13 protein-coding genes are annotated in these 22,350 nt (G+C 61.6%); 9 read left to right on the top strand and 4 right to left on the bottom strand.

All coding sequences use genetic code 11. From position 1 onward, the window contains the following. Positions 1-12: 12 nt before the first annotated feature. Complete coding sequence (locus POF45_RS03760) at positions 13-1,179, bottom strand: SRPBCC family protein (protein WP_282315108.1); 1,167 nt, start codon at positions 1,177-1,179, stop codon at positions 13-15. A 235-nt stretch (positions 1,180-1,414) separates the two neighbouring features. On the opposite strand from POF45_RS03760, the gene POF45_RS03755 reads away from it, so the two are divergent. Beyond that, positions 1,415-4,045 (top strand): MGH1-like glycoside hydrolase domain-containing protein, encoded by a 2,631-nt coding sequence (locus POF45_RS03755; RefSeq protein ID WP_282315107.1) that lies wholly within the window; start codon positions 1,415-1,417, stop codon positions 4,043-4,045. An 802-nt stretch (positions 4,046-4,847) separates the two neighbouring features. On the opposite strand, the gene POF45_RS03750 is transcribed toward POF45_RS03755, so the two are convergent. Next, positions 4,848-6,566, bottom strand: a complete 1,719-nt coding sequence (locus POF45_RS03750; protein WP_282315106.1) for a hydrogenase maturation protein — start codon at positions 6,564-6,566, stop codon at positions 4,848-4,850. A gap of 326 nt (positions 6,567-6,892) precedes the next feature. On the opposite strand from POF45_RS03750, the gene POF45_RS03745 reads away from it, so the two are divergent. From POF45_RS03745 to POF45_RS03710, 8 genes are all read left to right on the top strand, one after another. Then, the gene (locus tag POF45_RS03745) at positions 6,893-7,405 is read left to right on the top strand and encodes a sigma-70 family RNA polymerase sigma factor (protein ID WP_259494562.1); all 513 of its coding nucleotides are present in this window, start codon (positions 6,893-6,895) and stop codon (positions 7,403-7,405) included. Next, on the top strand, positions 7,402-8,355 hold the full coding sequence (locus POF45_RS03740; RefSeq protein ID WP_259494561.1) for a FecR domain-containing protein: 954 nt from the start codon (positions 7,402-7,404) through the stop codon (positions 8,353-8,355). Before POF45_RS03745 ends, POF45_RS03740 begins: the two co-directional genes overlap by 4 nt. A 148-nt stretch (positions 8,356-8,503) precedes the next feature. After that, positions 8,504-11,416: a TonB-dependent receptor gene (locus POF45_RS03735; RefSeq protein ID WP_282315104.1), complete on the top strand. Its 2,913-nt coding sequence runs from the start codon at positions 8,504-8,506 to the stop codon at positions 11,414-11,416. Positions 11,417-12,288: 872 nt separating this feature from the next. Then, the gene (locus POF45_RS03730; RefSeq protein WP_282315103.1) at positions 12,289-15,174 is read left to right on the top strand and encodes a TonB-dependent receptor; all 2,886 of its coding nucleotides are present in this window, start codon (positions 12,289-12,291) and stop codon (positions 15,172-15,174) included. A gap of 316 nt (positions 15,175-15,490) precedes the next feature. Beyond that, positions 15,491-17,302: an extracellular solute-binding protein gene (locus tag POF45_RS03725; RefSeq protein WP_431978601.1), complete on the top strand. Its 1,812-nt coding sequence runs from the start codon at positions 15,491-15,493 to the stop codon at positions 17,300-17,302. Further along, complete coding sequence (locus POF45_RS03720; protein WP_282315101.1) at positions 17,289-18,353, top strand: microcin C ABC transporter permease YejB; 1,065 nt, start codon at positions 17,289-17,291, stop codon at positions 18,351-18,353. Before POF45_RS03725 ends, POF45_RS03720 begins: the two co-directional genes overlap by 14 nt. After that, positions 18,353-19,375 carry an ABC transporter permease gene (locus POF45_RS03715; protein ID WP_259502661.1) on the top strand — a complete coding sequence of 341 codons (1,023 nt, stop codon included), beginning with the start codon at positions 18,353-18,355 and terminating at the stop codon, positions 19,373-19,375. The genes POF45_RS03720 and POF45_RS03715 overlap by 1 nt, the downstream gene beginning before the upstream one ends. 10 nt (positions 19,376-19,385) lie before the next feature. Further along, positions 19,386-20,960 (top strand): ABC transporter ATP-binding protein, encoded by a 1,575-nt coding sequence (locus tag POF45_RS03710; RefSeq protein WP_282315996.1) that lies wholly within the window; start codon positions 19,386-19,388, stop codon positions 20,958-20,960. A 155-nt stretch (positions 20,961-21,115) separates the two neighbouring features. Here POF45_RS03710 and POF45_RS03705 read toward each other — a convergent pair whose 3' ends face one another. Beyond that, a complete protein-coding gene (locus tag POF45_RS03705; protein WP_282315100.1) occupies positions 21,116-21,430 on the bottom strand; it encodes an SCP2 sterol-binding domain-containing protein in 315 nt (104 codons plus the stop codon). A gap of 64 nt (positions 21,431-21,494) precedes the next feature. Then, complete coding sequence (locus POF45_RS03700) at positions 21,495-22,205, bottom strand: histidine phosphatase family protein (RefSeq protein ID WP_259502662.1); 711 nt, start codon at positions 22,203-22,205, stop codon at positions 21,495-21,497. Positions 22,206-22,350 lie beyond the last annotated feature (145 nt).

Raw genomic sequence — 22,350 nt, 5'->3', positions numbered from 1 at the left:
GTTACCGCAACTTCATGCTGGATAATCGGTATCGGACTGTCCCCAAGTCATCGTCATCAGATGTTTTTGCGCCATCTCCCGCAACGCCCGCAGCGAATCGGCCGACTCCTGATCGATTCGTCGCTTGAGCAGCAGCTGATTGGCAATGCGCATTCCCAGGCTGGCGAACTGATAGTCCAGAGTGCGGACAAACCGCGTGCCGCTGTCGCACGCTTCGCACTCGTAGGTGACCACCAGCGACAGTCCGTGATCGCCCCGCGCCCGGGCGATCCAGCGGCGCCCCGGCAAGTACTCCTCGACCTCCCAGCTCAGGTGCCCGGCGCGCCCCCCGGCGCGAATGTCTTCTTCGAACCGTGAGCCGGCATGCAGCGGCCCACCCTGGCCATCGACCTTGAGTGATGACGGGTGCCACTGCGGCCAGCAGGTCACCGTGCTGGCGTAGGCGAGCACGGCGATCGGATTACCGGCGATGTCGATCTGATGCTGCATTCGGGTCATGGGCATTCTCGTCAGAGTGAGGGGCGTCGTTTCCGGCTCCCAGTACAGGGTGCCGAACAGGTAGTCCATCAGCGGAAACACGATATTGAAGTTGCGCTCCTGCATCAGTTCGCGGCGGTGATGCAGTTCGTGCAGGCGACGCATGTGGCGAATCCACGGCAGCCGCGACACCGGGTTGCCGGGCGGCAGATGCTCGCAGGCGTGAAACACCTCGTACATCAGATAACCCAGGACCATGCAGCCGCCGAACAAGCCGGCGACGTTGACATTGACGCGGGCAACCAGCCACCAGAGGGGCAGGGTGATCACCAGCGTATGCAGGACGATCAGCCACGCCGGAAACAGGATCACTCGAAAATCCCGGGCGCTGTCGTAGGTCATGTAGCCGGGGGCGAAGAAGCTGTGATGGTCGCCGGCGTGCCGGGCGTAGAACATTCGCGCGTAACTTTTTTTGTGATGGCCCAGATGCCGGTGCACCACGTACACACCCAGATTGAACAGCAACAGGCTCACCGGCACCGCCAGCCATTCCAGCGGTTGCACCTGGTGCACGGTCTGCCAGAACCCGCCAATGGCCAGCAGGCCGAACAGCAGCACAAAACTGCCGTGCAGCCACGGGTTGTAGCGCTGATGGATATCGGCCCGATAACGCGCGCGGAAAGCTACTGTGGTCTGCCTCACGGGGATTACCTGAGTGGTTTTGTTATTCCAGCAGATTAGCCGATCCGCCAGCACAGGCCGGGGCAACCTTGAGGACGCAAATGCCAAATCCCGGCCTGCGGCCCTGAAACCCGCCCCCGCCCACTCCTACAAAGTCAGCCGGAATTGTGCGGGTCAACAGGTGTCACAGTTTTCACATTCCTGCCCGGACGTGCGCACTACACTGCAACCGTCTCTCGCCTCAACGGATCGCCCCATGACTGCAAAACCCGTCGCGAACATCCTCCAGACCTCAGAAGGCCAGCGCCTGGCCGGCAGCGAGGCCCAAGGCTGGCGTGAGTGGGGCCCGTACCTGAGCGAGCGCCAGTGGGGCACAGTGCGCGAGGACTACAGCAGCGATGGCGACGCCTGGCGCTATTTTCCCCATGACGACGCCCGCAGCCGCGCCTACCGCTGGGGCGAGGACGGGCTGGCGGGTTTCTCCGACAAGGCCCAGCACTGGTGCCTGGGACTGGGCTTGTGGAACGGTCACGACCCGATTCTCAAGGAGCGCCTGTTCGGCCTGAACAACGGCGAAGGCAATCACGGCGAAGACGTCAAGGAGCTGTATTTCTTCACCGATGGCGTGCCGAGTCACGCCTACATGCGCATGCTCTACAAATACCCGCAGGCCCCCTTTCCCTACGCTGACTTGCTCGCCGAAAACGCCCGTCGCGGCCTGGCCGATACCGAGTACGAAATCCTCGATACCGGGGTGTTCGACGACAACCGTTACTTCGACGTGACCGTGGAATACGCCAAGCACACGGCAGACGACATCTTCATGCGCATCACCGTGCACAACCGTGCCGATCAACCGGCGCGTCTGCATGTGCTGCCGCAACTATGGGCGCGCAACACCTGGAGCTGGGCGGCCGACGAAGACAAGCCAAACCTGATGCTGGACGTCGATCAGGTGTGGGCCTCGCACCCGCGGGTGGCGGACCGACAGGCCAGCGCCTGGGGGGAAGCCAGCTGCGAATGGCTGTTCTGCGAAAACCAGAGCAACTTCCCCAAACTCGATGGCGTGCCGGCCAGCGGCCCATTCAAGGACGGGATCAATGACTTTCTGGTCGATGGCGTCAGCGACGCCATTCGCCGTGACAGCGGAACCAAGGTCGCGGCGCATTTCGACCTGAGCTTCGAAGCCGGACAAACCCGCAGCGTGTTCCTTCGCTTCGCCCCGGCCGGCAGCCCGCAGGTCAGTGCGCGCACGCTGTTCGAACTGCGGCGCAGCGAGGCCGATCAATTCTACGCGGCGCTGCAACAGGGGATTTCTGACGCCGATGCGCGAAATGTGCAGCGCCAGGCCCTGGCCGGTTTGCTGTGGTCCAAACAGCTGTACTACTACGACGTCAATCAGTGGCTCGACGGCGACCCGACGCAACCGGCACCGCCGCCGCTGCGGGCAAACAAGCGCAACAGCCACTGGCGGCACCTGTCGAATTTCGACATCGTGTCGATGCCCGACACCTGGGAGTACCCGTGGTACGCCTCGTGGGACCTGGGTTTTCAGGCGGTGGCGTTTGCCCTGATCGACCCGGCGTTCGCCAAGCATCAATTGCTGTTGCTGGTCAAAGACCGGTTCATGCACCCCAACGGCCAGTTGCCGGCCTATGAATGGCGCTTCGACGATGCCAATCCGCCGGTGCATGCCTGGGCGTGCTGGCGGGTGTATCAGCAGGACAAGGCGCTGACCGGGACCGGGGACCTGGACTTCCTGGAACGGATCTTCCACAAGTTGCTGTTGAATTTTTCCTGGTGGGTCAACCGCAAGGACGCCGAGGGCCGCAACCTGTTCCAGGGCGGTTTTCTGGGGCTGGACAACATTGCGCTGTTCGACCGCTCGGCCGCCATGCCGCCGGGCTATGCACTCGATCAGGCGGACGGCACGGCGTGGGTGGCGGCCTATGCGCTGGACCTGATGCGCATCGCCCTGGAACTGGCCAAGCGTAATGCGGTGTACGTGGACATCGCGGTGAAGTTTTTCGAACACTTTCTGTACATAGCCGGGGCGATCAACAAGATCGACTCCGACGCCGAAGGGCTGTGGGACGAAAAGGATCAGTTTTTCTACGACGTGCTGCACCGTCCCGACGGCATCAACGAGCCACTGCGGTTGCGTTCGATTGTCGGCTTGATGCCGTTGTTCGCCGTGCAGGTGCTGGAGCAACACGAACACGAGGGCCTGCCCGGATTGCGTGAACGGCTGCTCGGTTTCATGGCGCACCGGCCTGATCTGGCAGCGCTGGTGTCACGCTGGACCGAACCCGGGGAGGGCAACCGCATGCTACTGGCGCTGTTGCGCGGTGAACGGACCAAGAACCTGCTCGAACGCATGCTCGACGAGAGCGAATTTCTCTCGCCATTCGGTATTCGCTCGTTGTCCAAAGCCTTTGCCGAGCAACCCTTCGGCATGCAGATCAACGGCAGCCTGCTCTGCGCGCATTACGAGCCGGGGGACTCGGAGTCGCGGCTGTACGGTGGCAATTCCAACTGGCGCGGGCCGGTGTGGATGCCGATCAATTACATGCTGATCGAGGCGCTGCGCGAGTTTCATCGTTACTACGATCAGAATTTCTCGGTGGAGTACCCGACGGGCTCGGGATTTCTGGCGTCGCTGGAAGAGGTGGCGGACAGTCTGGGCCAGCGGCTGACCCGGCTGTTTCTGCGTGATGAAGAGGGTAATCGACCGTCGATGGCGGCGTACCCGCAGTTACAGGCCGATCCGTACAGCCGCGATCTGGTGTTGTTCCATGAGTACTTTCACGGCGAGACCGGGCGTGGGTTGGGGGCCAGTCACCAGACCGGGTGGACGGCGCTGGTGGCGTTGTTATTACAACCCTGATACCGCGTTATCGTTCTTCGCGGGCAAGCCCGCTCCCACACTGGATTTGCGCCGTTCACAAAAGCTGTGTTCCCAGCAAATCCCCTGTGGGAGCGGGCTTGCCCGCGAAGACGGCGGCCCATTCACCCTTGATATTTCAGACAGATCGCTTTCGCGAGCAGGCTCGCTCCCACATTTGAATGTTGCCGTTCACAAAAGCTGTGTTCCCAGCAAATCCCCTGTGGGAGCGGGCTTGCCCGCGAAGACGGCGGCCCATTCACCCTTGATATTTCAGACAGATCGCTTTCGCGAGCAGGCTCGCTCCCACATTTGAATGTTGCCGTTCACAAAAGCTATGTTCCCAGCAAATCCCCTGTGGGAGCGGGCTTGCCCGCGAAGACGGCGGCCCATTCACCCTTGATATTTCAAACAGATCGCTTTCGCGAGCAGGCTCGCTCCCACATTTGAATGTTGCCGTTCACAAAAGCTGTGTTCCCAGCAAATCCCCTGTGGGAGCGGGCTTGCCCGCGAAGACGGCGGCCCATTCACCCTTGATATTTCAGACAGATCGCTTTCGCGAGCAGGCTCGCTCCCACATTTGAATGTTGCCGTTCACAAAAGCTGTGTTCCCAGCAAATCCCCTGTGGGAGCGGGCTTGCCCGCGAAGACGGCGGCCTATTCACCCTTGATATTTCAAACAGATCGCTTTCGCGAGCAGGCTCGCTCCCACATTTGAATGTTGCCGTTCACAAAAGCTGTGTTCACAGCAAATCCCCTGTGGGAGCTGGCTTGCCCGCGAAGGGGCCCTCAGCAGCACCGCAAATCAGACCGCCAGATCAACCTCTTGAACCCGCGCCCAATCCGCCACCAGCCGCTGTGGCGTCCCGCATGCCTTGCGCTTGAACACGAAATTGCGGCACTTCTCGGCGAACTGTTTGCGGTTGTGGACCATGTCCTGTTCCATCGCTTGCAACTCCGCATTGCGGCAGTGCTGCACCAACTGATCATCCTGCAGCAGCTTGCGTTCGCGCACCGCCGCATAGGCCGGATCACTCAGCACACCATTGGCCCGCTGCAACAACCACAGACTGAACTCGTCCGGGCAGCGCGGCCCGATCTCCTGGACCATGCCCATGTGCAACGCCTGGCGGGTGCTGACGGGCAGGCAGTCTTCGGTGAGTTTTTCCGCCATCGCCTGACCCACTGCACGGGGCAGGCTGTAGGTCCAGTATTCGGAGCCGTACAGACCCATGGTCCTGTAGTGCGGATTGAGCACGATGCCCTCGCGGGCCAAGACAATGTCGGCGGCCAGCCCCAGCATCACGCCACCGGCCCCGGCGCTGCCGGTCAGGCCGCAAACCACCAGTTGCCGAGCCTCAAGCAGTTCCTGGCAGACGTCGTCGATGGCCTGGATATTGGCCCAGGCTTCAAGCCCTGGAACGGCGGCCGCCTGAATCACATTGAGGTGCACGCCGTTGGAAAAACTGCCGCGTCCGCCCTTGATCAGCAGCACCTGTGTGTCCCGCGCCTTGGCCCATTGCAGCGCCTGCACCAGCCGCTGGCACTGCTCGGTGCTCATGGCGCCGTTGTAGAATTCGAAGGTCAGTTCGCCGACCAGCCCGGACTCGCGATAGCGGATCGGTTGATACGCCTCGACGTTGAACGGCTGTGAGGCGATTGACCAGTCGAGCACCGGCACTTCGCGCAGTTGATCGCCCAGCACATGGCGCGCCGGGCGCTTGAAGGTTTCTTCACCAGGCAGTGGTTTGCGCCGCAACGAGCCGATCCACAGACTGCGATCACCAACAGCCACCAGCACTGCATCATCGTGCACCGCCAGAATCTGCCCCGGCATGCCGCTGCGCGTATCCAGATGCGCGTCATACACGTAGTACTGACCCCCGGCCAGACTTGCCAGCACGCCGGGCTGGCCGTCGGCGGCGTCGATGCAGCGTTTGATGAAGCGGGCGCAATCGTGCCAGCTGAAGGTGCGGTCGGCCTGGGTCATATTGGGCTGCAAGCGCCCCCGCACCGTGGGCAGGTTGTAGTCCAGCGGCACCGGCGCTGTACCTGCGATGAATTTTTCCACCACTTCGCGAATGCAACGCATCGCCGCATCGCTCACCCGGCCGTTGTACAGCTCGGATTTGCGCAGGCCTTGTGGCAGGTTGAATTCGCAGGTGGCCCAGACCGGACCGGCGTCCATTTCTTCGACGGCTTGCAGCGCGGTGACGCCCCAGCGCTCCAACTCGTTGGTGATTGCCCAGTCGAGGGCGCTGGCGCCACGGTCGCCGACGATGCCCGGATGGATGATCACCACCGGGCGCTGGCGGTTGCTCCACAATTGCTGCGGCACGCGGTCCTTGAGGAACGGGCAGATCACCAGGTCGGCGCCGCTGTGTTCGATCTGCTCGCACACGGCGTCTTCGTTGGTGAACAGCACCACGCTGGGAACGTGTCCGGCTTGACACAATTCCAGCCAGGCTCGTTGGGTCAGGCCGTTGAACGCCGATGCCAGCACAATGATTTTCAGTGAACGCATGTTGGGGGTCTTCCTTGAACGTTTTGGCCTGAGGCTCCCGATGAGCCGTCCCTGGCTTGCGATGGAAGCGCGATAGTAGAGATAGCGCGGTGGTAGACCACTGATCGAGATCAACGCTTGTGTCAGCCCGCACGGTTCCCGCTTATTCCTGATAGTTAGCAGATACTATTTTTTTATTACTTCAATTGTATCCAACCTTGTAGCAAAGTCCTCGCCGCAGCTCCTACAGGTGAAATGTAGAGAGTCGGGTTAATCAGATGCCGCAGATCCCGGCAGAACGACAGAGAGTCGAAGCAGGTCGGACCTGCTTCATGAGGGAGCAAGGCATGGGTGCGAATCAGAACCCGCATTACCAACTGATCGGGCAGATGTTCCAAAAGGACTATCACTGGCTGTGCAGCTCCGTCAGCCGCACGCTGGGTTGCCCCCACAGTGCGCAAGACATTGCCTCGGAAACGTTTTTGCGGGTGCTCGCATTGCCCGATCCGCTGGCCATTCGCGAACCCCGGGCCTTGCTCACCACCATCGCCCGGCGTCTGGTGTACGAAGGTTGGCGGCGGCAGGATCTGGAGCGCGCTTACCTGGAGAGCCTGGCCCTGGCACCGGCGCTGGTGCATCCGTCCCCGGAGGATCGTGCGTTGGTGATCGAGGCGCTGCTGGCGGTGGACCGGCTGCTCAACGGCTTGTCGGCCAAGGCCAAGGCAGCCTTTCTCTATCATCAGCTCGACGGCCTGACGTACAGCGAAATCGGCGAACGCCTCGGGGTATCGACCAGTCGTGTGCAGCAATACATGGCCGATGCCTTCAAACGTTGCTATCAGGCGGTGGCCCTGCCATGAGCCTGCCTCGGCCGGATGAGACGGTGGTCGACGAAGCCGCGCAGTGGATGGCGCTATTGCAATCGGGCGATGTCAGCGCGCAGGAGCGTGCGGCATTCGAAGCGTGGCAGGCGGCGGACCCCAGGCACCGGCAAGTGATCGAACAGATGAGTGGCGGCTTGAACGTGTTGCGCAGCAACGCCTTGCGCGGCCTGCCCAGCCAAAGCCTGCTGCACAGCCTGAATGCGCCGTCGAGTCGCCGGCGTTTTGTCAGTGGCAGTTTGAGTGTGCTGGGGCTGGCGGTGGTGGCGGGTTTGTTGGGGCGCCGTTATGGCGTGTGGCCTGAAAGTGGCGAGCTGTACACCGGCACCGGCGAGCGTCGGGATTTCACGCTGGAGGATGGCAGTGCGCTGACCCTCAATGCCCGCAGCCGGGTGATCAACCGCTTCGATGCACGTCAGCGATTGCTGGAATTGCGCGACGGCGAATTGCTAGTGGACGTGGCCAAAGACCCGACGCGCCCCTTTGTGGTGGAGACCGAGCACGGTCGAATGCGCGCCCTGGGCACCCGATTTCTGGTGCAGCGTGGCGAGGACTCGACGCGGCTGGTGATGGTGCATTCCCAGGTCGAAGTGGTGACACGCGGCGGTGCACGGCAAGTGGTGGAGGCGGGCGAGAGCCTGCTGTTCGACGAAAGCAACATCCTTGCCCTGGAACGCACCCAGGGTCATGAAAGTGCTTGGACCCAAGGCCGGCTAGAAGTCCGTGATCGGCCATTGAGCGAGGTCATCGACAGTTTGCGCGGTTATCGACGAGGCATCATTCGGCTGAGCCCGGATGTCGCGGATTTGCGTTTGAGTGGCATTTATCCGCTGGACGACAGTGACCGCACCTTACAGTTGCTGGCGCATTCGTTGCCGATACAGGTGATTTACCACAGCGCGTATTGGGTCGGTATCGAGGCGCGCTAAACACCGCCGCCAAACACAAAACCACTGTGGAAGCACTGACGGCGCACCCGGTTATAAAACCATAACTTCTTGGCCTAATCAGCGCCCTATAAAAACCTTCGTCCCACTGCTCATTCCCTGCAGATGCCTTCAACAGGGAAACCCTTCGATGTTCTCATTCAAACAACAATTACCCCGACTGACCCTGGCCGCCGCACTGGTGATCGGCCTGTGCCCGGCGCTGACGCTGGCCGCCGACGCCGCGTCCCCGGTGTTCACCTTCGACATCGCCAACGGCCCGCTGGACGAGGTGCTGCTGGACATCTCGCGGCAAACCGGCGTACCGATTTCCTTCAGCCAGAACCTGGTGCAGGGCAAACGCAGCGCGGCGATCCGGGGCGCGTTGGGCAGCCAGCAAGCGGTGGAAAAAGCCCTTCAGGGCAGTGGCCTGCAAGTCGATCACAGCGAGCAGGGCCTGACGGTGCACCAGGCCCCTGTTGCAGCCAAAGTCAGCGCAGCGGCGGCCCCCGCCAGCAGCGCCGATTACCGCATGGAAAAAGTTACCGTCACCGGCTCGCGCATCGCCCGATCACAAACCGACGGCGCCACGCCGGTCAACGTCATCACCCATGAAGAAATGGAAGCCCGAGGCTACAAAAACGTCTACGACGCGCTGGCGACCCAGACCCAGAACACCGGCATGACCCAGGGCGAAGACTATGGCAACACCTGGCAGCCCGCCGCCAGCGCCCTCAACCTGCGCGGCCTTGGCCCTAACCACACGCTGGTGTTGATCAATGGCCGGCGCGTCGCGGATTACCCGACGCCGTACGACGGCAAGGTCAACTTCACCAACCTGGCAAACATCCCCTCGGCGATCATCGATCGCATCGAAATTCTCAGCAGCGGTGCGTCGGCGGTCTACGGTTCCGACGCGATTGCCGGGGTGGTCAACATCATCCTCAAGAACAAAATGAACGGCATCGACGTCAACCTGAAGGGCGGTACAAGCGAGCGCGGTGGCGGTGAAAATCAGCGGCTGCAACTCAGCGGCGGCGGCACCTGGGGCGATTTTGACGGCCTGTTCGGCCTGGAACTGACCCGCCGCGACCCGATCTGGGCCGATGATCGCGGCTTCATGCAGAGCAGTCCTCTGGCGGATGTCGGTTATCGGCGCGACCTGAGCAGCGGCAATTACCTGGGACCGGGATGCAGCGCCTATAAGGGCGTGTTCGATAACAAACTCACCAACAGCAGCGGTCGTTGCCGCACCGATCAGGTCTACAACGACTACTGGACGATCCAGACGCAAAAGGAAAACTACGACGGCTACACCCGTGGCACCTGGCATTTCAGCGACAGCGGCCAGGTGTTCGCCGACCTGATGTACGGCCTCGACCACATCCAGAACAACACCCGGGGGCCGACCTTCACCTCGCCGGATTTCATCAACCGCAACAGCGGCAATCTGGAGCGCTGGTATCGGCGTTTCGGTGAAGAGGAAATCGGCGGACGCACCACCAACAACAGCCAATGGCGCGACACCTCGTGGACCGGGACGCTGGGCCTGTCGGACAAGATTGCCGACAGCAACTGGCACTATGAACTGGCCGCCAACCGCTCGGAATATCGCAGCGTGCGCACCACCCGTTACACGCCGTTGTCGGCGATCCAGGATTTCTACCTCGGCCCGCAACTGGGCGTGCAGGGCGGCTACCCGGTGTTCGCCCCTGACGCTTCGCGCCTGGACCGGCCGTTGACGCCGCAGGAGTGGCAACAGTTTCGCGGTGACCTGACCCAGAGCAGCAAGTCGGTGTCCAGCAGTTACAACGCCTCGATCAATGGCGAATTATTTGACCTGCCTGCCGGGCCGGTCGGTTTCGCCGGAATTCTGGAGGCGGGCAAACAGCAATATCGCGTCGACCCGGACGACGGTCTCAACGACGGCACGTTCTACGGTACGTCGCCGCAACAAAGCTCCGGTGGCTCGCGCAAGCGTTATGCCGCCGGTGGCGAGTTCAGCATTCCAGTCACCGACAGCGTATTGGCCACGGCGGCCGGGCGTTGGGACCAGTACAAATTCAGTGGCCGCACCGAGCAGCAGAAGACCTACAACCTCGGCCTGGAATGGCGACCACTCAACAGCCTGCTGGTGCGCGGCAGCTACGGCACCAGTTTCCGGGCGCCGGACCTCAATTACATCTATCAGTCCGACAGCAACGGTTACTACCCGGCGCAGATCGATTACTACGGTTGCAGCAAAGGCGTGGAGGGCGCCTGTGATCGCGGACGGGTCGATTACACCCAGAGCGGCACCGCGGACCTCAAATCCGAACAGGGCAAATCCTGGACCTACGGCTTCGTCTGGTCGCCGTCGCACGACTTCGATTTCTCCACCGATTTCTGGCGGGTCGAGATCGATGACCTGCTGACGACCGTCGATGAAAACCGTCTGCTGCAAGATGAAAACGCCTGCCGCAATGGCACCCAGGACATCAACTCCGCCAGTTGCCAGGAGACGCTTGCGCGCATCGACCGCAACCCGGCGAACGCCGCCATCGACCCTAACCAGTTGCAGCGAGTGCGAGTCAACGCCATCAACGCCGCCAGCGAACGCGTCAGCGGGCTGGACTTCAAGAGCAACATTCGCTGGGGCGCCGGGCAATACGGCGCGTTCAGTTCGGCCATCGGCTACACGCTGGTGCTGTCGCACTACTACAAGGAATCCGACGAAGCACCGACTCAGGACCTGCGTTCATCGCGCAGCAATTACGACTGGCGCAGCAAGGTCAACGCCAGCCTGACCTGGGAATACCAGAAGGCCACCGCGACGCTGATGGGCATCCGCTACGGCAGCGTCACCAACGGCGCCGGCGACGGGCGTCTGTCGCCCTGGACCGTGTTCAACGCCAGCGCCCGCTACAAACTCAATGACCGGGCCAGTGTCGGCCTGACCGTCAACAACGTGCTGAACCAGATCAAACACGACGACTCGGCCGGCTGGCCGTATTACCCCACCGGCAACTACGACCCGTATGGCCGGCAGTGGTGGCTGGATGTGAGTTATCACTTTGGGAGTTGATATTCGCTGCCATTCGCAACCCCAATGTGGGCGTTCACAAAATGTGTATTCACCGCAGACCCCCTGTGAGAGCCGGGCTTGCCCGCGACAGCGGTGGGTCATTCAGCAAGGACGGTGACTGACACGGCCCCATCGCGGGCAAGCCCGGCTCCCACATTGATTCGGTGTGGAACACAATATTTGCGAACGCAGCAAACCCCCTGTGGGAGCCGGGCTTTCCCGCGACAGCGGTGGGTCATTCAGCAAGGGTAGTGACTGACACGGCCCCATCGCGGGCAAGCCCGGCTCCCACATTAATTCGGTGTGGAACACAATTTGCGAACGCAGCAAATCCTCTGTGGGAGCCGGGTTTGCCCGCGACAGCGGTGGGTCATTCCGCAAGGATGGCGACTGCCATCGCGGGCAAGCCCGGCTCCCACATTGATTCGGTGTGGAGCACAATTTGCGAACGCAGCAAACCCCCTGTGGGAGCCGGGCTTTCCCGCGATAGCGGTGGGTCATTCAGCAAGGAGGGTGACTGACGCTGCCCCATCGCGGGCAAGCCCGGCTCCCACATTAATTCGGTGTGGAACACAATTTGCGAACGCAGCAAATCCTCTGTGGGAGCCCGACTCCCACATTGATTCGGTGTGGAACACAATATTTGCGAACGCAGCAAATCCCCTGTGGGAGCCGGGCTTGCCCGCGATAGCGGTGGGTCATTGAGCAAGGATGTGTCTGCCGGATCGCCTTCGTGAGCAGGTATGGTGTCATCGCCGGTCATCCTGTTCAGAACGGCATAACCTCATCACCCAACGGTCTAACCACCCCCTATAAAATCCCTCTCGCCATCGCACAACCCTGCATAAACCTAAACGCAGGGATGGCTGTTCATGATTCGATTTTCACCCCACAAATCCCCTCTAAGCCTGGCCTTGCTGCTTGCCCTGAATGCGTTGCCGGCGTTCGCCGCCAGCGCTGTCGATTTCAACCTGCCAGCCGGTCCGCTGGATCAGACTTTGCTCGGTATTTCGCGTCAGACCGGTTCACCGATTTCCTTTGATCAGTCGTTGGTCAGCGGCCTCAAGGCGCCGGCCATCCACGGTCAGTTGACCCAGGCCCAGGCGTTGACCCTGGCCTTGCAGGGCAGTGGATTGAAAGACGATGACGGTGTGATCACTGCTGCGCCGGTGACGGTTGCGCCGGCCGCCTTATTCGCCGAACCGACCACGCAATTGCAGCGGGTCGAAGTCACCGGCTCCGCGATCCGCCGGGTCGATGCCGAAACCGCGGTGCCGATCACCATCCTGCATGTCGAGCAACTGCGTGAGCAGGGTGTGACCAGCACCGAGGAGCTGGTCAGCCGCATTTCCGCCAACCAGTCTTCCGTGGGATCGGGACGTTCGGTGGGCTCCAGCAGCGGCGGTGCCGCTTACGCTGACTTGCGTGGCATCGGCCCGAACAAGACGCTGGTGCTGCTCAACGGCCGACGCCTGAGCAACAACGCGACCAGCGCCATCAACGGCTCCGGCGTGGACTTGAACACCATTCCGTTCGCCGCCATCGACCGGGTCGAAGTACTGCGTGACGGCGCCTCGGCGCTGTACGGCACCGATGCCATCGGCGGGGTGATCAACTTCATCACCAAGAAAAGCCTGACCACCGGCCAGCTCACCACCGGTTACGACTCCCCGACTCACGCCGGAGGCGGTGACAGCCATAACTTCAGCGGCAGCTGGGGCATCGGTGACCTGGACGACGATCGCTTCAACGTCTTCGGCGTGGTCAGCTACGACAAGCAAAAACGCCTGGCCGCCGAAGATCGCGGCTACACCTACAACTACCAGCCAGGACGTGGCCTGGATTACACCTCCGGCACCGCTTCGCCGGCCAACTACAGCCAGGGTAGCCATGCCACCAACCCACTGGCCGGCTCCGGCTGCAATGCGCCGGGGCTGTTGTCGCGCAATGGCATCTGCCGTCAGAGTCTGTGGAATTATCTGGATCTGGTGCCCGAAACCGAGAAGACCTCGGCCTTCGCCAAGGCCACCGGCAAGCTCTCGGATGAGCACAATGTCAGCCTCGAATATTTCTGGGCGCGCAACGAAAACCGCACGCAGATCGGCCCCGGCACCTTGATGGGCAATCAGGTCAATCCCGGCACTGCGTTCTACCCAGGCAACGGCATCACCCCCGGCCCGACCAGTTTTGCCCTCGACTCGACACAACCGGTGGACGTGAACTGGCGGGAAACGGCGGTCGGCGCCCGCAATCATGAAGACGACAACACCAGCCAGCGCCTGCTGCTGAGTTTCGATGGCACCTTGGTGGGTTGGGACTACAACGTCGGTGCGTCGTACAACCAGAACAAAGTGGTCAACAGCATTCTCGACGGCTATGTGAATGACAAGCCGATCAGCCAGGGCATCGCGACCGGCGTGATCAACCCGTTCGGTCCGCAGACCGCCGCCGGTGATGCCTTGCTGGCGGCCAACAATGTCGACGGTGATTACGGTACGGCGGTCGGTCGGGTCAAGGCCATTGATGGCCGGGTCAGCCGCGAGATCGGCGACTGGTTCGGCGCCGGTCCTTCGGCGCTGGCACTGGGCGGCGAGTACCGCAAGGAAGACTTTCACCAGGACTTCGCCCAGTTTGCCGGCGATATCCAAAGCCTCGGCGTCGACCCCAATGGCAGCGTGACCGGTGATCGCAGCGTCTCGGCCGAATACGCCGAGGTCAACGTGCCGGTGCTCGACAGCCTGGAATTGTCCGCCGCCGTGCGTCACGACAAATACAGCGATTTCGGCAGCACCACCAACCCGAAATACTCGTTCCGCTTCCAGCCGTTCAAGGAGCTGGTGCTGCGTGGCGCGTATAGCGAGGGCTTCCGCGCACCGTCGCTGTACGAGCTGTACAACCCGACATTCACCTCATACACCAACGCCAACTACAACGACCCGCGCCTGTGCGCTGGCGGCAATCCGAGCAATGGCGGGATCGCCAACCGCGATTGCGCCCAGCAATTCAACCGCACTTCTGGCGGCAACACCGACCTGAGCCCGGAGACTGCGCGCAACGTGACAGTCGGCTTCGTCTATCAGCCGTTCGATCGCCTGACCACCGGGCTGGATTTCTGGTGGATCAACATCGCCAACCAGATCGCCGAGTTCCCGGAATCTGCCGTGTTCGAGAACCCGCAGCTGTACCCGGAGCGCCTGGTTCGCAAGCCTGATGGCTCCATCGACCACATCGTCACCGGCCTGGCCAACCTGGGCAAGATCAAGACCAATGGCGTCGACGTCAGCTTCGATTACCGCCTGCCAAGCACCCCGATTGGCCAGTTCGGCATCGGCCTGCAAGGCACTTACGTCAGCCGTTACGAGTACCAGCAGCAACTCAAGGGCGACTACATCGACAAGCTCGGCGACTTCCGTGGCGGTGACTTTGCCTCGGCCGGCGCCGTGGCCCGCTGGCGGCACAGCCTGACCGGCACCTGGAACTACGGTCCGTACGGCGCGACCCTGACCAACCGCTATACCAGCGGCTATCACGACTCCGACCGCGAGACGCACGACTACGTCGGCTCGTACAACGTCTGGGACGTGGCCGGTACTTACACCTGGCGCAAAACGTTGGGCGTGACGCTTGGCGTGAAAAACCTGTTCGACCGCGAGCCGCCGTTCAGCAACCAGACCTACACCTTCCAGAGTGGTTACGACCCCAAATACGGCGACCCTTTTGGCCGGACGCTTTATACGCGGGTCAGTTACAACTTTTGATGTCATTAACCAGTCAGGACAGGTTTTAGTAACCAAGTGTTCTAACGCCGCCCTATAAAAATCGTGGGCCTGTTGCACATGACAGGTAGGCGAGGGGATGTCCTGATTTGAATTTCATGGTTCGGATTTTGGGTTGACTGTTCTGGCCTCATCGCGGGCAAGCCCGCTCCCACACGGGTCTGCGGTGTACATAAGAACCAATGTGGGAGCGAGCTTGCTCGCGATGAGGCCGGTAGTTGCACTGAAGATTCTGACCCTGCATGAAGGATAAACCCCCATGCTCCCCAGACTCACCGCCCTGGTTTTGTGCCTCTTCATGAGCCCAACCCTGTTCGCCACCGCGCAATCCGCCCTGACGGTCTACGGCGAGGCGCCCAAGTACGCGCCGGGCTTCCAGCACCTGGATTACGTGAACCCCAACGCCCCCAAGGGCGGCAGCCTGCGCCGCTCCTCGCTGGAAAGCGGTCCGTTCGATCATCTGGTCCCCTACGTCGACAAAGGCACTGGCGTCGCCGAAATCGACGGTTGGCTGTATGCGCCGCTGGCCTACCGCTCCAAGGATGAGCCCTATAGCGTCTACGGTCTGGTCGCGCAGCAAATGGAGCTGGCACCGAACCGCACCTGGCTGCGTTTCTACCTCAACCCGGCCGCCCGTTTCGATGACGGCAGCCCGATCACCGCGCAAGACGTGCGCTACACCTTTGAACTGTTGACCACCCAGGGCAGCCTGAAATATCGCCAGCAATTCGTCGATGTCGCCGAGGTCGTTGTCGAGTCGCCGACTCAGGTGCGCTTCGTGTTCAAGAACAACGAGAGCCGCACATTGCCGCTGGATCTGGCGACGCTGCCGGTATTGCCGGAACACTGGTGGCGCGGGCGCAACTTCGCTGACGGTGGCGGGTTCGAAGCGCCGTTGGGCAGCGGGCCGTATCGGGTCAGCGCCGTGGACGCCGGGCGCAGCGTCAATTTTGAACGGGTGAAAAACTGGTGGGGCGAGAACTTGCCGATCACCCGCGGCCTCTACAACTTCGATGCGCTGCGGGTCGAGTTTTTCTCCGACACCGACGTTTCGCGACAAGTGCTAAAAGCCGGTGGCTTCGATTACAACCGCGAGTTCTCCGCCACCAGTTTCACCATCGGCTATGCCGGCGCGGCGCTGGATCAGGGGCGACTGATCCGCGAGCATCTGGCCCCCGGCGCGGCCCAGGGCGCCCAGGGGTTTGTGTTCAATCTGCAAAAGCCGCTGTTTCAGGACCGCCGCGTACGTCAGGCGATTGCCTTGCTCTGGGATTTCGAATGGAGCAACCGGCAGATGATGCGCAGCATGTACCTGCGTCAGCGCAGTTTCTTCTCTCACAGCGAACTGTCGGCCACCGAGTTGCCGGATGCCGAAGAGCTGAAGATCCTTGAGCCCTGGCGCGGCCGGATCCCCGATCAGGTGTTCACCGAAGTGTTTCAGGCGCCGCGCACCGATGGCAGCGGCATCATTCGTGGCCAGCAGTTGCAGGCGCTGAAGTTGCTGGAAGAGGCGGGCTGGAAGCCCTGGGGCGATCAGTTGGTGAACGCCGCCGGCGAGCCGCTGCACTTCACTTTTCTCAATGGCCAGAAAGGCTTCGAACGTCTGTTGTTGCCGTTCAAACGCAACCTGGCGCAGATCGGCATCGGTTTCGATATCCGTCAGGTCGACACCGCGCAATACACCAACCGTGTGCGCAGCCGCGACTACGACATGATCGTCGCCGGCTACCCGGTGAGCCAGGCGCCGGGGCGCGAGATGTTCAATTACTTTGGTGCCGATGGCGCTGACGATCCCGGTTCCAACAACTACATGGTGCTGCGCGATCCGGCCGTGGACGGCCTGCTCACCGGGCTGGTGCAGGCCGACAACCGCGAGAGCATGTTGCGCCATGCGCGGGCGCTGGACCGGGTGTTGCAGTGGGGCTACTACTGGATTCCCAACTATTACCCGCCGGGGATTTCCACGGTGTGGTGGAACCGTTTCGGCCGCCCGGCGATTGCGCCGCTGTACGACGCCGGCCTGGAAACCTGGTGGGAAATCAGCCCCACGGCGCTGACCCAGACGCAGATGCAACAACGCACCAAGGAGTACGCCCATGTGGGGTTATAGCCTGCGGCGCCTGCTGCTGATCGTGCCGACCTTGTTGTGCATTCTGCTGGTCAATTTCGTCATCGTGCAGGCCGCACCGGGCGGGCCCGTGGAGCAAGCCATTGCGCGCTTGCAGGGCATCGGCGTGGGCAGCGCGGTGGGGGGTGGGCACGTCGAGACCGTCGGCGGCGAATCCCGCGCCACCCGTGGCCTGGACCCGAAACTGGTGGCCGATATCGAGCGTCAGTACGGCTTCGACAAACCGGCTGGCGAACGCTTGTGGCTGATGCTCAAAAGCTATGCACGACTGGATTTCGGTTCGAGTTTCTTCAGGGGCGCGAAGGTCACTGACCTGATCCTGCAGAAGCTGCCGGTGACTTTGTCGCTGGGTTTGTGGGCGACGCTGATCACCTATCTGGTGTCGATTCCGCTGGGTATTCGCAAAGCGGTGCACTACGGCTCGGCGTTCGATGTGTGGAGCAGCGCGGCGATCATCATCGGTTACGCAATGCCGGGATTTCTGTTCGCGCTATTGCTGATCGTGGTGTTCGGTGGCGGCACGGTGCTGGACTGGTTTCCGGTGCGTGGGCTGGTATCGGAAAATTTCGCCGAGCTGTCGGCCTGGGGCAAGGTGGTGGACTACTTCTGGCACCTGGTGCTGCCGGTCAGCGCGCTGGTGATTGGCGGGTTTGCGACGCTGACCATCCTCACCAAGAACAGCTTTCTCAACGAGATTTCGCGGCTGTATGTGGTGACCGCCCGGGCCAAGGGCCTGAGTGAAAAGCAGGTGTTGTACGGCCATGTGTTTCGCAACGCGATGTTGCTGGTGGTCGCCGGTTTGCCCCAGGCGCTGGTGACGGTGTTCTTCGGCGGCTCCTTGCTGATCGAAGTGATCTTCTCCCTCGACGGCCTCGGGCGCATGAGCTACGAAGCGGCGGTGGCCCGTGATTATCCGGTGGTGTTCGGCTCGCTGTTCATCTTCACCTTGTTTGGCCTGCTGATAAAACTGCTGGGCGACCTCTGCTACACCCTGGTCGACCCGCGTATCGATTTCACCACGAGGACTGCCTGATGTTGACGTTGTCTCCCATAGGTCGTCGGCGCTGGGCGCGTTTCAAGGCGCATCGGCGTGGCTGGTGGTCGTTGTGGCTGTTTCTGGCGCTGTTCGGTCTGAGCCTGGGCGGTGAACTGGTGGCCAATGACAAACCGTTGCTGGTGGCGTATCAGGGCGACTGGTATTTCCCGGCGTTCAAGCGCTACACCGAACAGGATTTCGGCGGTGAGCTGCCGTTTCAGCCGGATTACCGCAGCCCCCAGACCCGGCAGTTGATCGAGGGGCAGGGCGGGCGGATGTGGTTTGCGCCGATCCCGTTCGGCTTCGACACGGTCAACTACGACCTGAGCGAACCGGCACCGAGCCCGCCGACCGCCGATAACTGGCTGGGCACCGACGATCAGGCGCGGGACGTGCTGGCGCGGGTGATTTTCGGCACGCGTATTTCGCTGCTGTTTGCCCTGGCACTGACCGCCGCCAGCGCCGTGATCGGCATCACCGCCGGAGCGCTGCAAGGCTATTACGGCGGCTGGATCGACCTGATCGGGCAACGCCTGCTGGAGGTCTGGTCGGGGTTGCCGGTGTTGTATCTGCTGATCATTTTGTCGGGCTTTGTCGAACCGAATTTCTGGTGGTTGTTGGGGATCATGGCGCTGTTTTCCTGGCTGAGCCTGGTGGACGTGGTGCGCGCCGAGTTCCTGCGCAGCCGTGGCCTGGAATACGTCAAGGCGGCGCGGGCGCTGGGTGTCGGCGATGCTCAGGTGATGTGGCGGCACATCCTGCCCAACGCTCTGAGCGCCACGCTGACTTACCTGCCGTTCATTCTTACCGGCGCGATTGCGACGCTGTCGGCGCTGGATTTTCTCGGTTTCGGCATGCCCGCCGGAAGCGCTTCGCTGGGCGAGTTGATCGGGCAGGGCAAAAGCAATCTGCAAGCACCGTGGCTGGGGCTGACGGCGTTTTTCGCGCTGGCCCTGATTCTGTCTTTGCTGGTGTTCATGGGTGAGGCCTGCCGCGATGCGTTCGATCCACGATCTTGAGAGCATGAAATTGACCGACAACCTGATCGAACTGCGCAACCTCAAGGTCGCGTTCAATGGCTGCCAAGTGGTGCACGGCATCGACCTGGATATTCGTCCCGGTGAATGCCTGGCGTTGGTGGGGGAGTCCGGCTCCGGCAAATCGGTGACTGCGCACAGCATCCTGCAATTGCTGGAGCCGTCCATTACCCGTACCGAAGGCAGCATTCGGTACGCCGGTGAAGAGCTGCTGGGCGCCAGCCAACATCGCTTGCGCCAGTTGCGTGGCAACCGGATTGCGATGATTTTTCAGGAGCCGATGAACTCGCTCAATCCGCTGCACACCGTCGAGCGACAACTGGGTGAAACCCTGGCGTTACACAAGGGACTGGCCGGTGCGGCAGCGCGCAAACGGATTGTCGAACTGCTGGAACTGGTGGGCATTGAGCAGCCGCAAAATCGATTGAAGGCCTATCCGCACCAATTGTCTGGCGGCCAACGGCAGCGGGTGATGATCGCCATGGCGCTGGCGTGCGAGCCGCAGTTGCTGATCGCCGATGAACCGACCACCGCGCTGGACGTCACGGTGCAACGCAAGATCCTGCTGTTGCTTAAGGAACTTCAACAACGGCTGGGCATGGCGCTGCTGATCATCAGTCACGACTTGAATCTGGTGCGCAGAATCGCGCAGCGAGTGGCGGTGATGCGCGGTGGGGAGATTGTCGAACAAGCCGCTTGCGAACAGCTGTTCAGCGCGCCGCAGCACCCCTACAGCGTCGAGCTGCTGAATGCCGAACCCGGTGGCACGGCGTTGTGTCGGGACGAAGCCGAAACGCTATTGGCGGTCAGTGATCTGAAAGTCTGGTTCCCCCTTGGCGGTGGCTGGCTGCGGCCCAGGTCGTACCTCAAGGCGGTGAACGGCATCGGGTTGAACCTGCAACGGGGCAAGACGCTGGGAATTGTGGGCGAGTCGGGATCCGGCAAGTCGACGTTGGGCCAGGCGATCCTGCGTCTGATCGATGCACAGGGCAGCATCCGTATTCAGGGGCAGGCGCTGGAGACGCTGAGCGGCAAGGCGTTGCGACCGCTGCGCAAGCGTTTGCAGGTGGTTTTTCAGGACCCGTTCGGCAGCCTCAGCCCACGGCTGAGCGTGGCACAGATCATCGCCGAAGGCTTGCAGGTTCACAGCGACCTGAATGCCCGGCAGCGAGAACAGGCTGTGATCGAGGTGCTGCGCGAAGTCGGCCTCGATCCGGCGACACGTCATCGCTATCCCCACGAGTTTTCCGGGGGGCAGCGACAACGTATTGCGATTGCACGGGCATTGGTGCTCAAGCCGGACTTGATTCTGCTGGATGAACCGACCTCGGCGCTGGACCGAACGGTGCAAAAGCAAATCGTCGCACTACTGCGCCGGTTACAGGAGGAACATGGTCTGACGTACCTGTTCATCAGCCACGATCTGGCGGTGGTACGAGCGCTGGCCCATGACCTGATTGTGATGAAAGACGGCGAGGTGCTGGAGCGGGGCGCCACCGCTGAACTGTTCACCTCGGCGCGGCATCCGTATACGCGGGAGTTGTTGGCGGCTTCGTTCAGTCAGTAGGCGGGTATGAAACCCTGTGGGAGCGTTGGTGAACACAACATTGGCGTTCGACCGCTCCCACAGAGAATGCGTTGTGTTCTGAAACGACAAATCCCGCCTCCAAGGGCGGGATTTGTGTGCAATCAGCGAGGCTCCCGCGAACGGGGGCGGTCACCTCAGGACGGGAACAGCTCGGACAGTTTCATGGCCAGCATCATGTCGCCTTCAGCGCGCAGTTTGCCGCCCATGAACGCCTGCATGCCGTCGGTCGAACCGTCGACGATGCCTTCCAGGGTTTCGGCGTCCATGACCAGGGTCACTTGAGCGTCCGGGTTCACGCCTTCTTGCAGGTCGCAAGTGCCGTCTTTGACGATCAGCGAGAAGTGCTTGTCTTCGTCGATGCGGAACCCGAATACCAGGTCCAGACCGGCAGCAGCGGCTGGGTTGAACTTGGCTTTCATTGCTTGTACGGCATCAGCTACGGAGGTCATGGTTCGTTCCTTTCTTGTGTAATAAGAGCTTGGTGATTACAGCCAGGGTCACAGTAGTCCGGACTCAGCGAAACGTGATGAGTTCCGGGGCCTTCAGCAGTTGCAGGTGTGCATGACTGTTGAAGGAAGCCAGAGCCACCTCGCGACCACGGAACTTCAGTTGGTTGAGCGAGGTGTTGACGATTTGCCAGTTGAGCTCAAACGCCTGCCGCGCAGGCATTTGGGTAATCAGATGGAGCAGTGCGGTGATGGTGCCGCCGGAGGTGAACACGGCGATTTTCTGTGTGTCATCGGTCTGCTCGAGGATGCGCTGCAGGCCGGCATGGACCCGCTCGACAAACCCCAGCCAGCTTTCCAGACCCGGTGTGTCGTAAGAGCCGGCCAGCCAGCGTTCGATGATCAGGGCGAAGATGCGCTGGAACTCGGTGCGGTTTTGCGCGGCGTTGCGCAGGATGTCCAGCGCATGGGGTTCGTCGTCCAGCATGGCCGGCAGCAGCGCACGAATGACGGCTTCGGCGTCGAATTCGTTGAAGGCGGAGTCGATTTCCAGAAGCGGCACCGGCAGACCCACGGCGGCGTACTGTTGCAGCGCGCTGTTGGCCGTATGTTGCTGACGACGCAGGTCACCCGAGAGGCAGCGATCAAAGCTGATACCGAGCTCGGCAAGGTGCTGGCCGAGGATTTCTGCCTGGCGAACACCGATTGGCGACAGAACGTCATAGTCGTCTGCACCAAAGGAGGCCTGGCCATGTCGAATCAAATAGATGCTGCCCACGTCCGCTTCATCCCGGTGCGTTGAAGGTTTGGCGAGGTTATGAGGATGGCGGGTAGCTGTCAATGAAAAAACATACGCTTGTTTGAAAGGGCGTGTTGCAAGTGTTTGGCAAAGGTTTCACGGCTGGCCGTTGGGCCGGCGCGTG

The sequence above is a fragment of the Pseudomonas fungipugnans genome (genome assembly GCF_029955235.1).
GTDB lineage: Bacteria > Pseudomonadota > Gammaproteobacteria > Pseudomonadales > Pseudomonadaceae > Aquipseudomonas > Aquipseudomonas fungipugnans.
The sequence above is the reverse complement of the archived record's forward strand: the minus strand, read 5'-3'. Positions and strand labels throughout refer to the sequence as shown.

What these genes read in the sequence shown, in the direction of transcription:
- POF45_RS03755 (WP_282315107.1), top strand. Translation starts at nt 1,415, where the DNA reads ATGACTGCAAAACCCGTCGCGAACATCCTCCAGACCTCAGAAGGCCAG.
- POF45_RS03750 (WP_282315106.1), bottom strand. Translation starts at nt 6,566, where the DNA reads ATGCGTTCACTGAAAATCATTGTGCTGGCATCGGCGTTCAACGGCCTG.
- POF45_RS03745 (WP_259494562.1), top strand. Translation starts at nt 6,893, where the DNA reads ATGGGTGCGAATCAGAACCCGCATTACCAACTGATCGGGCAGATGTTC.
- POF45_RS03740 (WP_259494561.1), top strand. Translation starts at nt 7,402, where the DNA reads ATGAGCCTGCCTCGGCCGGATGAGACGGTGGTCGACGAAGCCGCGCAG.
- POF45_RS03735 (WP_282315104.1), top strand. Translation starts at nt 8,504, where the DNA reads ATGTTCTCATTCAAACAACAATTACCCCGACTGACCCTGGCCGCCGCA.
- POF45_RS03730 (WP_282315103.1), top strand. Translation starts at nt 12,289, where the DNA reads ATGATTCGATTTTCACCCCACAAATCCCCTCTAAGCCTGGCCTTGCTG.
- POF45_RS03725 (WP_431978601.1), top strand. Translation starts at nt 15,491, where the DNA reads ATGAGCCCAACCCTGTTCGCCACCGCGCAATCCGCCCTGACGGTCTAC.
- POF45_RS03720 (WP_282315101.1), top strand. Translation starts at nt 17,289, where the DNA reads ATGTGGGGTTATAGCCTGCGGCGCCTGCTGCTGATCGTGCCGACCTTG.
- POF45_RS03715 (WP_259502661.1), top strand. Translation starts at nt 18,353, where the DNA reads ATGTTGACGTTGTCTCCCATAGGTCGTCGGCGCTGGGCGCGTTTCAAG.
- POF45_RS03705 (WP_282315100.1), bottom strand. Translation starts at nt 21,430, where the DNA reads ATGACCTCCGTAGCTGATGCCGTACAAGCAATGAAAGCCAAGTTCAAC.